Genomic DNA, 15,489 nt, shown 5'->3' on the forward strand with positions numbered 1-15,489 from the left:
TATTAATAATATTTTAGCAGACTATCGTATTTAATCTATCGTAGATCAACAAAAGTTATGGGTTTTCTGCTGTTAGGATTGTGAACAACTTTAGACAGAATATCAAATTCTACGATTTCTATTTTAGGGCTTACTCTTAACTTTGCGCGGAAATGATCCCGTACTTCATTTACGAAGTTTTCAGGCTCCTCGTCTGTACTTACTTTAATAATAATTTCATCCAATCCAATTTCATTAGACTGAATAATAATCTGATAGCATAGTAGATTATTAAAGTCATTCAGGATATCATTCATTGCAGGTGGATACAGAGTAGTCCCTTTATATTTGATCATTTGCTGTTTCCTTCCGACAACAGGCCCTAATCGCATTGTGTTTCTTCCACATTGACACGGTTCGTCATGTGCTTTTACAAGATCTCCTGTTTTAAATCTAAGTAACGGAATAGCTTCTACTCCTAAAGTGGTAATCGTCAGCTCCCCGCTTTCACCTTTTTGCACAGGATTTTCATTATCATCAAGAATTTCAGTAATAATTAATTCCGGATGATGATGCCCCCCGATCTGGAATTCACATTCTGTAAATGCGGTACTCATTTCTGTAGAAGCATATGTTGAGAATAATTTAATATTCCATTTTTCTTTAATTTTTTGAGAAAGAATATTATCCGTAAAATCCTGATTTTTTATACTCTCTCCAATACAAACTGCGCCATACACGCTGGAATTTTTATAATCTATTCCATGCTTTTCAGCATAGTCTATCATTTTAAGTAAGAAGGAAGGTACTGTGATCAGGTATTTCGGCTTGTATCTGAAAATAGAATCCCATTGCAATTCTGGAATTCCAGGGCCCATTCTTACCACACTTGCGCCCATTTTTCTTAACCCTAAAAAATAGGCTAAGCCAGCCATAAATCTTTTATCAATCGTAGTGATCATCTGCACAACATCTCCTTTTTGTATTCCGGCACAGGCAAAAGAAACAGCCTCATTATAAGCTAATCTTTCAAGATCATTATCTGACAATCCAAAAGTTACAGGATCTCCTAAGGTTCCGGAAGTAGTGCTGTAATCCACAATTTCAGTAGGTGGAATACAAAAAAAATCATGATTATACTGTTGTAAATCATTTTTGGTTGTCGTTGGAATCTTTTGCAAATCTTCTAAAGATCGAATATCATGAATGCTGATATTATTTTCTTTAAATAATTTCTTATAAAATGGCGATTTGCTTTCAAGGTAGGCTAAAAGCTCTTGAAGTTTTTCCTCCTGGAATGCTTTAATTTCCTGAAGATCTGATTTCTCAATTGACGGATAAAATTCCAATGATTTTAATTTTAAGCAACAAATTTATTTAATTAAAATTAAAAAGATTAAAAAATAAAAATTCCAATATTTTCACCTCTGAAATGTAAAAGTTTGAGTATTTATATTTCCTGCTGTGTTTATTGTTGTTACTTTTAAAGTGTGTAAACCAGAACCTTTGGGACAATTCTCATCAAAAATATATACGAAATCATCTTTTACACGAGCGAACCGAAGCCATTTCTCATCCAATTCTGCACGGAATGATTCAATATCACCAATCTCAGTTGTTCCTTTTAACCGTAATGAATTACTTCCAACAAGCGAACCTTCTTTCCAACCTGAAGAAACAGAGGGCAAACTATTATCCAAAAGTAATCTGGCAATACCCAATCTGTTAAACTGACCTTCCATCCAATCGCCCTTCCACTTTCCTTTGATCACATCTTTATCACTGCCGTAATTGAACTCCATAACTATTTTATCCCTTTCTTCACCATTTAATTTTCTATTAGGCTTTATCTTCAAAGAATAATTATCATGAACCGGAATGGAAGAATCATTTAATATAACAGCATTTGAAATAGCCTCTGAATCAGATCTTTCATACATATTAAAATTTACGGCATCATAAAAAGCACTTTTACTAAAATTAATTTCTGCATTCTCTGTTTTAATAATTTTTCCTTCATTAGGATTTACCGTTTTATTGCTAGAAAAGACTTTATCTGAACTTTTGATAAACTGAACTTTTGTTGTTAATCGGCTTGTATTTCCATTAACATCTTTTAAAACAATTTCAATATTGTGAATCTCTTCGTCCTGAAAATTAATAATCCCATTTGAATCAAAACTATAATCTGGCAGTTTCACTCCCGGTAAAGCAGACAATTGTTGAATACTCATTTTATCACGAATAAATTTCGGATAATCAATACAGCCATTACTATAACGGGTATCATCATAACTGATCTTATCAATTTCAAAACGGTAAATTAATTTATTATCCATCCGCAATTCAGCATCATAAATTCCTAGATTAAAACCTTGATTGGCTTTATCCACCGCTTTTATAGCTAAACTGATTGACGGTGAATTCACCTGAATTATACCCGAGGCGTACAAATTTCCCGCTTTTTTAACTGCAACAGAATTTGCTCCGGGTTCATAAGAGCTGAACCTTCTGTCGTACCAATACAAACCGCTGATAATCGGTGAAACACGATCCGGAATATTAAACCCAAAAAGTAATGGATTGAGACAGTCTTCGGTTTTTGTATCTCTTATTTCAAAATGCAAATGTGGGCCAGCAGAACCTCCTGTATTTCCACTTAGCGCAACCAGCTGCCCTTTTGTTACAGGAAACTGCTGAGGCGAAAAAGTGATATCCTGTTCCCATTTTTCATCTTTATATTGCTTTTCTTTTACATATTTATCCAGCTGATCAAAATATGCATTCAAATGGGCATAAACTGTCGTATATCCATTAGGGTGTGTAATGTAGACCGCATTTCCAAAACCATAACGCTCAACTTTTATCCTGCTTACGTAACCATCCGCTGCTGCAACAACAGGTAGATTTTCCTGACTATTAGTTCGTATATCCAGTCCCATATGAAAATGATTAGCACGGACAGCTCCAAAATTGGCAGCTAGCTGTATTGGAATATTTAAAGGATTTCTAAAATAATTCTGCGGATAATTGTTTTGAGCAAAGATTAAATTTCCACTCACAAAAAAAACAATAAGCAATAATTTGGAAAAGATTTTCATTCGAATGGTCTTTAAGTATTATTTTAAATTTACAAAATTTTACTTAACCATTTGGAAAGATCTCTCTATTCTCAATGATTTCACGGATGATTATTTTTTGTTTTAACGTAAAGATTTTATTCTTTTATTGTTTTAGTTTAAGAAGCAAAGGCTGATAAATCTGCTTCCCGAAGATTGAAAACGCAGCTTCATCAGATCAAATTGATGATCACACTTTGCTTATTTTAAAGCTAATGATCATTAAATTAAAATTTTGCGTTTAAAATGACATGATATGTTAAATGAGTAGCAGCAAACCAAAGCTTCTCATTCTGACCTCACTATTTCACATTTTAACAGGGTAAAATCAACTTTCATTTGTAGGAAAGTTCAACAAAAAATCTCCATTTTGCATTTCCCAATTCACAAATAATGAATGTCTTTATTTACATTTCTGAAATTGAACTTTTTAATAGATGATATCAAAATAAAACATATATTATAAACCGACAAAAAATCACTAAATTTGCAAACTTAATTAATCAACGATATTGAGATAGTACAATGAGCCAATTTAAAGAATACAAAAACCTCAACCTTATTGATATAGCCGAGAACGTTTCGGAATTTTGGAAACAAAATAAAACTTTCAATAAAAGTGTTGAAATTCGTGAGGGTAGCCCTGAGTTTGTATTTTACGAAGGTCCGCCTTCTGCAAACGGTATGCCTGGAATTCACCATGTAATGGCAAGAGCGTTGAAGGATATTTTCTGTCGTTATCAGACCCAAAATGGAAAGCAGGTTTTCCGTAAAGCGGGTTGGGATACGCATGGACTTCCTGTAGAGCTGGGTGTTGAAAAGGAATTAGGAATTACTAAGGAGGATATTGGCAAAAAAATTTCTATTGAAGATTATAATAAAGCATGTCGTGAAGCAGTAATGCGTTACACGGATGTTTGGAATGAGCTTACTGAGAAAATAGGATACTGGGTAGATCTTGATGATCCATACATTACCTATAAGTCAAAATATATGGAAACCGTTTGGTGGTTGTTGAAACAATTATACAGCAAAGACTTGTTGTATAAAGGTTATACGATCCAACCTTACTCTCCAAAAGCAGGAACAGGACTTTCTTCACATGAACTGAATCAGCCGGGAACATATCGTGATGTTTCAGACACGACCATAGTAGCCCAGTTTAGAGTTAAAAAAGAAACGAACGATCTGTTTAATGATATTGATGGTAATCTGGATATTTTAGCCTGGACGACTACTCCATGGACGTTACCTTCAAACACAGCACTTGCTGTGGGAAGAGATATAGAATACATTGTTGTTAAAACATTCAATCAATATACTTTCGAACCTGTTACAGTTGTATTGGCGAGAGTTCTTTTAGAAAAGAACTTCGGTAAAAAATATGCTGCAGGAACGGATGAAGATTTTACCAACTATACTTCAGAAAGCAAAGTAATACCTTATCAGATCCTTAAGGAATTCACTGGAGATAAACTAGTGGGAACTCAGTATGAACAATTGATCCCTTGGTTCGTACCATCTGAAACTCCTGAAAAAGCATTCAGAGTAATTCTAGGAGATTTTGTAACCACTGAAGACGGTACGGGTATCGTTCATATCGCTCCAACTTTTGGTGCAGATGATGCAAGAGTAGCAAAAGACGCTGGCATACCTCCTATGTTGATAAAAGATGAAAATGACAATCTTGCTCCTTTAGTAGATTTACAGGGAAGATTCATCAAAGGGGAAAATGTACCTGAGGTTTTCTCAGGAACATATATTAAGAACGAGTATTATGATGATGGAACTGCACCTGAAAAATCTTGGGATGTAGAACTGGCGATTTTATTAAAGACGGAGAATAAAGCTTTTAAAGTAGAAAAATATGTTCACAGTTATCCACATTGTTGGAGAACTGACAAACCTGTATTATATTATCCTTTGGATTCCTGGTTTGTAAAAATGACGGCTGTAAAAGACCGTTTGGTAAACCTGAACAAAGAAATCAATTGGAAGCCAAAAGCTACCGGAGAGGGTCGTTTTGCCAACTGGCTGGAAAATGTAAATGACTGGAATTTATCCCGTTCACGTTATTGGGGAATTCCATTACCAATCTGGAGAACGGATGATCTAAAGGAGGAAGTAGTTATCGGTTCGGTAGAAGAATTATACAACGAGATCGAAAAATCTGTTGAAAAGGGCTTCATGAAAGAAAACCCTTTCAAAGGCTTTGAAATAGGAAATATGTCTGAAGTAAACTATTCTTTGGTTGATCTGCATAAAAATGTGGTTGACAAGATTGTTTTAGTTTCAGAATCAGGCAGAGCTATGAGTCGCGAGAGTGACCTGATCGATGTTTGGTTTGATTCAGGTTCTATGCCATATGCACAATTGCATTATCCTTTTGAGAACAAGGAATTAATAGATAATAAAAAGGCTTTCCCTGCAGACTTTATTGCTGAAGGCGTTGACCAGACCCGTGGTTGGTTCTATACACTACATGCCATAGGAACAGCTGTCTTTGATTCAGTTGCTTACAAAAATGTGATGAGTAACGGACTTGTTTTGGATAAAAACGGTCAGAAAATGTCTAAGCGTTTAGGTAATGCAGTAGATCCATTTGAAACACTTTCTGTTTACGGACCGGATGCTACGCGTTGGTATATGATTTCCAATGCGAACCCTTGGGAGAATTTGAAATTCGACATCGAAGGAATCGACGAGGTAAGAAGAAAGTTCTTCGGAACTCTTTACAATACTTATTCTTTCTTTGCATTATATGCGAATGTAGATGGATTTAATTATTCAGAAAAAGAGGTAGAGAACCGTCCTGAAATCGACCGATGGATCCTTTCTGAATTGAATCTTTTGATCAAAGAAGTAAAGGCATTCTACGAAGATTACGAACCGACAAGAGTGGCAAGAGCCATCAGTAATTTTGTAAATGACAACCTTAGTAACTGGTATGTAAGATTATGCAGAAGACGTTTCTGGAAAGGAGAATATTCTGATGATAAGATCTCTGCTTACCAGACTTTATATACCTGTCTTGAAGTTGTTGCTAAATTATCAGCTCCTATTGCTCCATTCTTTATGGATCAATTATATCAGGATCTTAATAAAGTAACGGGAAAAGAAAATTGTGAATCTATACACCTTACAGATTTCCCTGTAGCTGACGAAAGCCTGATCGATCAGGATCTGGTTGAAAAAACACATTTAGCTCAACAGATCACAAGTATGGTCTTTTCTTTAAGAAAGAAAGAGAACATAAAAGTACGTCAACCTTTGCAAAAGGTATTGGTTCCTGTATTAGATTCTAAAGCAGAAGAGCAGATTTTAGCTGTTGCAGAACTGATCAAACAGGAAGTGAATGTAAAAGAATTACAATTAATTAATGCAGAAGAAGCTTCTCATTTAATTGTAAAGCAAATTAAACCCAACTTTAAGGCTTTAGGTCCTAAACTTGGAAAAGATATGAAAGTGGTTGGAAATGAAATTGCTAATTTTTCGGCAGAACAAATTTCCAATTTAGAAAAAGAAGGAAAAATTGACATCCAGGGCTACGAAATAACAATGAATGACGTAGAAATTTCAACAAAAGATATTCCGGGATGGACAGTAACTTCTGATGGGAAAACAACTGTGGCATTAGATTTGACGTTAACAGACGAGTTAAAATCTGAGGGGATTGCAAGAGAATTCATTAATAGAATTCAAAACCTGAGAAAAGACAAAGACTTTGACTTAACCGACAGAATAAATATCTTCATAGAAGAAAATTCACCGTTCCTTGATAATATCAAGAGAAATGAAGAATATATTTCTGCAGAGGTCTTGTCAAATAAAATAGAAATTGTATCTTCACTTTCAAATTTTAACGAAATCGAGATAGATGAGGTTAATTTTAAGGTAAATGTTGAAAAAAATTAACATATAGTTATTGCATTTCAAATTCCATTTCATAATTTTATTAAAAAAGAGAAAAGAATATGTCAGACGAAAGAGTAAGATATAATGATTCTGATTTACAAGAGTTTAAAGCGATCATTAAAGAAAAAATAGAAAAAGCAGAAAAAGATTTACAACTGATAAGAGAAAGTTTTATCAACGATCAGAATAACGGGACAGATGATACATCACCTACATTCAAGGCGTTTGAAGAGGGAGCTGAAACTCTTAGTAAAGAACAAAACTCGATCCTAGCCGGAAGACAGGAAAAGTTCGTTCGAGATCTTAAGAATGCATTAATCAGAATAGAAAATAAAACGTATGGTGTTTGCAGAGTGACTGGTAAACTGATTCCAAAAGAAAGACTATTGGCAGTTCCTCACGCTACGTTAAGCATCGAAGCGAAAAATATGCAGAAATAACCGTAAGGTTTGTAAAATAAATTTGGGTTTATATTGTATTAGCAGTAATACTTTATAAACCTAATTTTTAATTTATATCCATGAGCGAATATTTAATTTTAGGCATCATCCTTATTGCCGTTTTATGGTTTTTTAACAGAGACAGGATTAAGAATAAATTCTTTCCTCCTCGACATACCAACTATACGATGGATGACCAGTTTAATTCAGATAAACGCGAAAGGGAAAAAGAAATTGACAAACTTTTAGGTAAGATGGGCAAAAATGGCATCAATGATCTGTCTCCAAGAGACAGGAAAAGACTTGACGAATTATCTAAGAAGTAAAATGTAAATCAAGAACAATGGAATCTATAATAGTACATCCTAAAAATCCTATGGAGCTCAGTGCACTGAAAAGTGTTCTGAAAGAAATGAACATTAAATTTGAAAAAGCTCATGTTAAAAGTTCATTTAATGGGCAGAAAGTGATCAAGAAAGCAAGTGATAATAAAGTTGTAAAACCGGCTGCAAAACCTTCAAAACCTAAAGGACAGTAATGAAAAAGATATTAGCCGTAACCTTTCTTATTTTATTAATTGATCAGGCTTCAAAAATCTATATTAAAACCCACTTCAACCTTGATGATAGCATTTCTGTTCTTCCGGGTTTTAAACTTACTTTCGTAGAAAATCCAGGAATGGCTTATGGTCTTCATTTCGGTGGTGTGATTGGCAAGTACTTTTTAGTCATTTTAAGAATTTTTCTAATTGGTGGAATGGTTTATATGTTCAAAAAGTGGCTTCAACAAGGGGCCTCTAACTATCTGATCATTCCCATGGCAATTATTTTTGCCGGCGCAATCGGTAATCTTATTGACGGCATGTTTTATGGATTGATTTTCGATAGTGGGACAGTATACGATCCAAGTATCGACCGATGGATCGGCTATGGTGGCATTTCAAAAATAGCTTCTGCCGGAGAAGGTTATTCTTCTTTTATGAGAGGCTGTGTAGTAGATATGCTTCACTTTCCAATAGTAGATTGGAATGTTCCTGAAAGCTATCCGTTAATTGGCGGAAAACATATTGAGTTCTTTAAATACATCTTTAACGTTGCAGACTCTGCAATTACAGTAGGTGCCGTATTTTTATTAATTTTCAGAAAGAAAGCTTTTCCAAATGGTCTAGAATTCTAGAAAATATATACATGAAAAATTTGATTAAAAATATATTTAAAATATTCCTGCTTCTTATGGTTGCAGGAATTATTTTTATTGCATTTGCCAATTATAATATCAAAAAGCAAAGTGCACCCTTTCTTTCGAATACCATCCAAACTCTTCCTGATACTAAAACTGCAGTACTTCTGGGAACAGGCAAAACACTGAGTAACGGAATGCCGAATGCTTATTTCTATAATAGGATTCAGGCAGCTGTAGATCTCTATAAAAGTGGCAAAATAAAGTATGTTATTGTAAGTGGTGATAACAGCACAAAAGAGTATAATGAACCGGAAGATATGCAGCTTACTTTAATGAAATATGGGATACCTAAAGATAAAATCATCCTTGACCATGCCGGATTCAGAACATTAGATTCTGTAGTACGAGCTAAAGAGATTTTCGGACAAATGAAGTTCATTATTATTTCACAGAAGTTCCATAATGAAAGAGCTGTATTTTTAGCCCGGAAAAATGGGATCGAAGCATATGGATACAATGCAAATGATGTGAATAAATACGCAGGTTTAAAAACCAACCTTCGGGAATACCTTGCTAAGACTAAAGTCTATTGGGATCTTTTATTTGGAGTAGAACCGAAGTTTGGTGGAGAAAAGATTGTGATTCCTTAGATTTGTGGAACGAGTATTTTTGATTTTTTGTAAAAAGTATTCATGTAAAATGTATTCATGAGGTTTACCAAAAAATCTTTTAATCTTTTAATCTTTTAATCTTTTAATCTTTTAATCTTTTAATCTTTTAATCTTTTAATCTTTTAATCTTTTAATCTTTTAATCTTTTAATCTTTTAATCTTTTAATCTTTTAATCTTTTAATTCCCATCAAACCTCGTAAATTTGTAATTCACTAATTTTTATAAATAATAAAACAAAATGTCAAGAATTCTTACCGGCATTCAAGCCACCGGAACCCCGCACCTTGGAAATTTATTAGGTGCTATTATTCCTGCTGTTGAACTATCAAAACAGGAAGGGAATGAATCATTTTTATTCATTGCAAATCTGCATTCACTGACGCAGATAAAAGATGCAAAGGAATTAAAACAAAATACCTATGAGATCGCTGCGGCTTGGCTAGCTTGTGGGCTGGATACTGAAAAAACATTCTTTTACAGACAAAGTGATATTCCTGAAACCTGTGAACTATCTTGGCATTTATCATGTTTTTTTCCTTACCAGAGATTGACTTTAGCACACTCGTTTAAAGATAAAGCAGACCGGCTTCAGGACGTCAATGCCGGGCTTTTTACCTATCCTATTTTAATGGCAGCAGATATTTTATTATATGATGCAGAGATTGTCCCTGTAGGAAAAGATCAGCTTCAGCATTTAGAAATCGCCCGTGATGTAGCTTCAAGGTTCAATAATCAGATGGGAGAAGTTTTAGTTCTTCCACAGGCTGAACTTCAGGAAAATACGAAATATGTTCCTGGAACTGATGGTCGTAAGATGTCTAAATCGATGGGAAATATCATTAATATTTTCTTATCTGACAAGGAATTGAAAAAACAGGTCATGAGCATCGAAACAGATTCTAAATCTTTAGAAGAACCTAAAGACCCTGAAACGGATAAGGTTTTTGCGATTTACCAATTGATTGCTACTCCCGAACAGACAGAAGAATTAAGAGCAAAATATTTAGCCGGAAATTTTGGCTATGGACATGCTAAAACTGAACTCTTAAACTTAATTTTAACTCGCTTTAAAACAGAAAGAGAAACATTTACGTATTATATGACTCATCTTGACGAGCTGGAAGCAAAACTTCAGGAAGGCGCTGAAAAGACAAGGGTTATCGCAGTACAAACTATTAAACGGGTAAGAGAAAGTCTAGGAATCTAATAAAAAAACAGACTGCTACCTTTTGTTCTTAGAAAGAATAAAACGATGCATTTCATCTACAAACTCATAAACAATATCCCATCCGGGATATTGTTTTATTATGGTCTTAATAATAGAAAGCCCCAATCCTGTAGAGCTCTGATCTGAACCCTGTTTATAAAAGCGGTTAAAGATCTGAAGGCTATCTAAAGGAATTTTTGAACCTGTGTTTTGGAAAATCACCCTATCTCTTTCCGTGATAATATTTAATTTTCCATCTTGATGGTTATATTTAACCGAATTTTTAAGCAAATTAGAAATAAGAATGTTTGCTAAATCAGGATTAAAAACAGCTTCAAACACTTCTTTTTCCAGTACATTAACCTCAATCTTTTTATACCCTATAAAATCCTCATAACTATCAACAAGTTCTTTAATCAGCATGGTAAAATTGACATTTGCCAACGTATTGAACTGATTGTTTTCAATTTTAGAAAGCATTAATAAAGATTTATTCAGCCCTGCCATTCTTTTTAAATCATTTTTAACTTCATTAAAGAAATTTATATTCTTCCTATCCAGGTCATCATTCTGGATGACGAGATCAATTTTATTGATTACTATGGCCAATGGAGTCTGCAGCTCATGAGAAGCGTTTTCGATAAACTGTTTTTGCTGATCAAAAACGAGTTCATTACGACTGATCATTTCATTTATTTCCACATTTAATTCTTCAAATTCTCTAATGGAATAGCTTTGAGGCTCATGAGAAGAAGGAATTCCAAACTGATATTTTTTAAGTTTATCCAATATCAAATAGAAAGGCTTCATTGCTTTATGGAGAAGAAATCCATTGACTACAATGATACTTGCTACAAGCAACAGATATAAAACAATGAGGGCTGTTGTAAGATCATATACCAATTCATCTTCTTCTACAGTAGAAGTTCTGATAGTAAGTTGCTGATGCTTTCCAAACTGATCTATAAAATCAGTTTTAAGAACCCTGTATGGTTGATCTTCGTCATCATATTCCATATAATACATTTTATTATACAGGCTGTTCTTATCTTTATACTCAGATGCAGAAATGGCGTTGATCTTAAATTCATTAAACCCAAACTCATTATTCTTTAACAGATTTTCATCAAGATATACAGCTTTGATAATTTGTATTTTTCTATTTTTTAAACCATCATCCACATTATCATATACTTCATCTAAAATATAAGCATAGAATAGTGCGGCCCAGACGGCAATAATCAATAACAGAATTGTTATCAGGTATTTTATCGTATAATATTTCAGTGAAACTTTCATTACACAAATTTATATCCAATTCCATAGACTGCCTGAAAGTCTGCATCTGCTCCAAGAGTCTTTAATTTTTTACGGAGATTTTTTATCTGGGAATAAATAAAATCCAGACTATCTGCCTGATCAATATAATCCCCCCAAATGGCTTCAGCAAGCATTGTTTTTTGCAGCGTTTTTTCTGGATGTATCACGAAGTAGTATAGCAGATCATATTCTTTACGATTTAGGATCAATTCCTCCTCTCCTATCTTTACTTTTCTGCTTTCAGGATAGATGCAGATGTTTTTATAGCTGATCACATTCTCACCATCCTGGTTCTTTCTTCTGATCACAGATTTAATTCTCGCCATTAATTCAGCAAGGTGAAAAGGTTTTGCCAGGTAATCATCGGCACCGATTTCAAGTCCATTTACTTTATCATCTACTGAATCCTTCGCCGATAAAATGATAACCGGATCTTTTTTATGCATGCTTTTAATTTCCTTTAGGAGATCCATCCCATTACCATCAGGCAACATAATATCCAGAAGGATACAGTCATATTCATAAGAAATGATCTTCTCAAGCCCGGAGCTGTAATCTGATGCATGTTCTACAATAAAATGTTCTCCTTCCAGAAAACTCTGCACAATGTTCCTTAATTCCGGTTCGTCTTCAATGATTAAAATTTTCATAACTCTTAGCGGACTACTTATCAAATATATAAAATTATAACCTCCTGTTTCCGGGAGGCCATAATTTATCAAGATTAAAAATTATTCTTAAAATAACTTCCATCTGCATGGAAGGTAAGACTTTCACCATTCAACAGATTTATTTTATATTGGGTTTCCATTTGTTCAATGGATTCCACTACAACACATGGATGATTCCTAGTTAAAAAGGTAACAATTTCCCGTCTTATAGATTTGTTTAGTATATTCCAATTTACCATATCGTTACAATTTAAATATTAAAAAATAATGTTTGTTAATCATCAATTCGGCTAAAATTTCCATTTTTGTCAAATTTCAGATCAACACCATTTGAAAGCTCGGTCTTATAAGACCATCTTTCTTTTTCAATTTTTACGATATAGGTATTTGGAAAGCTTTTGGCTACATAGTTTCTTATAGATACAGGAATGAATCCGTAAGGAAGCTTTTGATGTTCACCATTTACTTCTTTCCAGTTTCCTTTACTATCAAATTCTATTTTTGTTCCGGTAGACAAATATACTTTATACTCATCCACACCATATATTTCACGGTCTTCAACAACCGAACCAACAGCAACTCCTTTAAAATTAGCAGCTAAAAAAGTCTTGGCTGTTTTCGGTAATTGGTTTTGGTTAATTGCCCGATCTTGTGCAAACAAGAAGCTGGCTGCAAACAAGAAAATAAAAGTAATTACGCTGGTGATCTTTTTTAAATTTTTCATAATATAAAATTTTTGTTCATTATTATGAGACAAAATTCTATATTAATTTAGGAAAGAATTAGGAAAAAAATCCAAAAGCAGTTTTTATAGATATTCCTTAATCTGAAGAAGGTGTTTGATTGATTTCAATCCTTCTTCCTTTCTATTCTCATTCAGTGCATCAAAGAAAATAACATCTATTCCAAAATTTTGTGACCCAACTACATCTGCAATCCAGTCATCACCAATCAAAACACTTTCCTCTTTATGAGCATTTGAAAGACCTAAAGAATATTCAAAAATTTTAGGATTAGGTTTTCTTACTCCTACAGCATCTGCACTGGTAATCGTTTTGAAGTAGCCATCAATTCCTGAAAGGATACATTTTCTTTCCGTTACTTCTTTAAAACCATTCGAAATGATGTGTAATGTATAATTTTTAGATTTCAGGTAATCCAGAATATATATTACACCTTCTACCAATTCATTATGATTGAGGATATTATCCAAAAAGTGTTCTTCAAAATAATCGGACAACTCCTCATTCTCTATCCCAAAATGTTTAAAGGTATCATAAAAACGGTGTTTTCTAAGATATTCTTTATCAATAAGACCGTCTCTTATTTTCTCCCAAAGACTTTCGTTAATATTATGATAAATCATATGGAATTCCTCAAAATCAATATTATAATTAAGAGTTATTTCCTGCTTATCAAAAAGGTCTTTAATGGTACGGTGAGCGTTCTTGCGATGATCCCAGAGCGTATTGTCCAGGTCAAAAAAAATGTGCTGAATTTTCATACAGCACAAAATTAATAATTTTAATTCTTGGAAATCGAATAATTCTTATTCTTAATCTTAGCTATTTCAAGATTTTTTGAAAAGCTGAGTAAAAAATCAACAGTTTGTTTTTTAGGTTTCAAAGTTTTCACTTTTAAGGAATCATTTTTTTTCATAGGCGAAACATGTTTATCCTTAAAACGGGAATTTTTAATAATTATTATCTTGTTAGGATAATATTATTCTCTTCCATGATTTTTCTTAAGTTGATCAAAGCATACCGTACACGTCCCAGCGTAGTGTTAATGCTCATATCCGTGTGATCAGCAATTTCTTTAAAACTTAAGCCATCAAAAAACCTGAGTTTAATCACCTCTTGTTGATTTTGTGGTAGGAATTGAAGCATTCTCAATAAATCTTCCTGAATTTGATTAGTCACTAATTGGTCTTCAATATTTTCTGAAGGCTCCCTGATCAGATCGAAAATAGAGTATTCATCGGTTTCAAAAGTAGTTTCTGAAACTTTGATATTTTTCGATTTTAATCTAAAGTGGTCGATAATAAGATTGTAAGCAATCCTTTTTGCCCAAAGAATAAATTTTCCTTCTTCGTTATAACGTCCTTCTTTCAACATCACAATAATTTTCATGAATGTATCCTGGAAAACATCATTTGCAAGGTCTTCATCATTAATTTTGTAAAAAATGAATGTAAACAGTTCTCTCTGATGACGATGAATAAGAGTTGATAAAGCTCCTTCGTCTCCTTTTTGGTAAAGGGAAATTAATACGCAATCCGATTTTGATTTCATGACTTTCTTCTCAATATATATATTTGCCGACAGTTCTTCTTCCAGATATTTTATCTGGTAATAGCTGTAAATACAAAACAGTTTTTAAGAGTAAAGTCCAATCAATAAGCGGTACGTTTATTTATGGATGTAAATATAATAAATTTTTAATAACTGTTAACCTATTATTAATATTTAGAAATATTTTTTAAAAAAAACTACTTAAACATATCATGAATGAAGACAGTGGGGATATTTAATGTAAAGTTGACATTCACTCCTTTTAGCTGTTTTCCATTCAGTTCAGCGTCTCCAATAGGGAAAGCATAGCCCGCCGTTAAATCTAACAGCCCAAAAAGAGTAACTCCAACTTTCGGCGCTATATATTTATTTGTCCCTTCAACACCGGCTAAAAAATAATAAGAGTGGTAAAAATCTACATTTTTCTCAAAATTTAGTAATACATCAGCCTGAAGTTTGGGCATGATAGCAAATTTAGAGTCCGCTGAACCCATTAATGCAGAACCACCAATTCTGTAAATAACATCATCATTCTTCAGAAACAGTAATTTTCCACCTACTTCTCCAAAGCTTTGATTCTGGTACACGTATCCTACATTAATCATCTTATGCATGGTATATTGAGCATTTGCGTAAGTTGACAGAAAGAATATAGATATAACACTTATTACCAATCGAAAGTTCATCATT

15 protein-coding genes are annotated in these 15,489 nt (G+C 33.4%); 7 read left to right on the plus strand and 8 right to left on the minus strand.

Features of this window, described 5'->3' with window-relative positions:
* Nucleotides 1-35: 35 nt before the first annotated feature.
* Nucleotides 36-1,328, minus strand: coding sequence for a phenylacetate--CoA ligase family protein (locus NG806_RS14190; RefSeq protein WP_261510209.1), 1,293 nt, complete (start codon nucleotides 1,326-1,328; stop codon nucleotides 36-38).
* 72 nt (nucleotides 1,329-1,400) lie between these two features.
* Complete coding sequence (locus NG806_RS14195) at nucleotides 1,401-3,080, minus strand: M23 family metallopeptidase (protein WP_261510211.1); 1,680 nt, start codon at nucleotides 3,078-3,080, stop codon at nucleotides 1,401-1,403.
* Nucleotides 3,081-3,623: 543 nt separating this feature from the next.
* Here NG806_RS14195 and ileS point away from each other — a divergent pair.
* From ileS to trpS, 7 genes are all read left to right on the plus strand, one after another.
* The gene (gene ileS, locus NG806_RS14200; protein ID WP_261510212.1) at nucleotides 3,624-7,013 is read left to right on the plus strand and encodes an isoleucine--tRNA ligase; all 3,390 of its coding nucleotides are present in this window, start codon (nucleotides 3,624-3,626) and stop codon (nucleotides 7,011-7,013) included.
* Between the two features lie 59 nt (nucleotides 7,014-7,072).
* Entirely contained in the window at nucleotides 7,073-7,453 is a 381-nt protein-coding gene (locus tag NG806_RS14205; protein ID WP_034740299.1) for a TraR/DksA family transcriptional regulator, read from the plus strand.
* Nucleotides 7,454-7,533: 80 nt separating this feature from the next.
* Nucleotides 7,534-7,779: a DUF6576 domain-containing protein gene (locus NG806_RS14210; protein WP_261510213.1), complete on the plus strand. Its 246-nt coding sequence runs from the start codon at nucleotides 7,534-7,536 to the stop codon at nucleotides 7,777-7,779.
* A gap of 17 nt (nucleotides 7,780-7,796) precedes the next feature.
* Entirely contained in the window at nucleotides 7,797-7,991 is a 195-nt protein-coding gene (locus tag NG806_RS14215) for a DUF2683 family protein (protein WP_261510215.1), read from the plus strand.
* On the plus strand, nucleotides 7,991-8,629 hold the full coding sequence (locus NG806_RS14220) for a lipoprotein signal peptidase (protein WP_261510216.1): 639 nt from the start codon (nucleotides 7,991-7,993) through the stop codon (nucleotides 8,627-8,629). The genes NG806_RS14215 and NG806_RS14220 overlap by 1 nt, the downstream gene beginning before the upstream one ends.
* A gap of 11 nt (nucleotides 8,630-8,640) precedes the next feature.
* The gene (locus NG806_RS14225; protein ID WP_261510217.1) at nucleotides 8,641-9,285 is read left to right on the plus strand and encodes a SanA/YdcF family protein; all 645 of its coding nucleotides are present in this window, start codon (nucleotides 8,641-8,643) and stop codon (nucleotides 9,283-9,285) included.
* Between the two features lie 260 nt (nucleotides 9,286-9,545).
* Nucleotides 9,546-10,514: a tryptophan--tRNA ligase gene (trpS, locus tag NG806_RS14230; RefSeq protein ID WP_261510218.1), complete on the plus strand. Its 969-nt coding sequence runs from the start codon at nucleotides 9,546-9,548 to the stop codon at nucleotides 10,512-10,514.
* Nucleotides 10,515-10,529: 15 nt separating this feature from the next.
* Here the strand turns inward: trpS and NG806_RS14235 are convergent, their stop codons facing one another.
* The 6 genes from NG806_RS14235 to NG806_RS14260 all read right to left on the minus strand — a co-directional run bounded on the left by NG806_RS14235 (nucleotide 10,530) and on the right by NG806_RS14260 (nucleotide 15,488).
* Nucleotides 10,530-11,813, minus strand: a complete 1,284-nt coding sequence (locus tag NG806_RS14235; protein ID WP_261510219.1) for a sensor histidine kinase — start codon at nucleotides 11,811-11,813, stop codon at nucleotides 10,530-10,532.
* Nucleotides 11,813-12,484, minus strand: coding sequence for a response regulator transcription factor (locus NG806_RS14240; protein WP_261510220.1), 672 nt, complete (start codon nucleotides 12,482-12,484; stop codon nucleotides 11,813-11,815). Before NG806_RS14240 ends, NG806_RS14235 begins: the two co-directional genes overlap by 1 nt.
* Before the next feature lie 295 nt (nucleotides 12,485-12,779).
* Nucleotides 12,780-13,229: a PepSY-like domain-containing protein gene (locus NG806_RS14245; RefSeq protein WP_261510221.1), complete on the minus strand. Its 450-nt coding sequence runs from the start codon at nucleotides 13,227-13,229 to the stop codon at nucleotides 12,780-12,782.
* Nucleotides 13,230-13,313: 84 nt separating this feature from the next.
* Nucleotides 13,314-14,009, minus strand: coding sequence for a YjjG family noncanonical pyrimidine nucleotidase (locus NG806_RS14250; RefSeq protein WP_261510222.1), 696 nt, complete (start codon nucleotides 14,007-14,009; stop codon nucleotides 13,314-13,316).
* Between the two features lie 199 nt (nucleotides 14,010-14,208).
* On the minus strand, nucleotides 14,209-14,799 hold the full coding sequence (locus NG806_RS14255) for an RNA polymerase sigma factor (protein WP_261510223.1): 591 nt from the start codon (nucleotides 14,797-14,799) through the stop codon (nucleotides 14,209-14,211).
* Nucleotides 14,800-14,996: 197 nt separating this feature from the next.
* The gene (locus NG806_RS14260) at nucleotides 14,997-15,488 is read right to left on the minus strand and encodes a hypothetical protein (RefSeq protein ID WP_261510225.1); all 492 of its coding nucleotides are present in this window, start codon (nucleotides 15,486-15,488) and stop codon (nucleotides 14,997-14,999) included.
* Nucleotide 15,489: the final 1 nt, after the last annotated feature.

The sequence above is a fragment of the Chryseobacterium paludis genome (assembly GCF_025403485.1).
GTDB lineage: Bacteria > Bacteroidota > Bacteroidia > Flavobacteriales > Weeksellaceae > Chryseobacterium > Chryseobacterium paludis.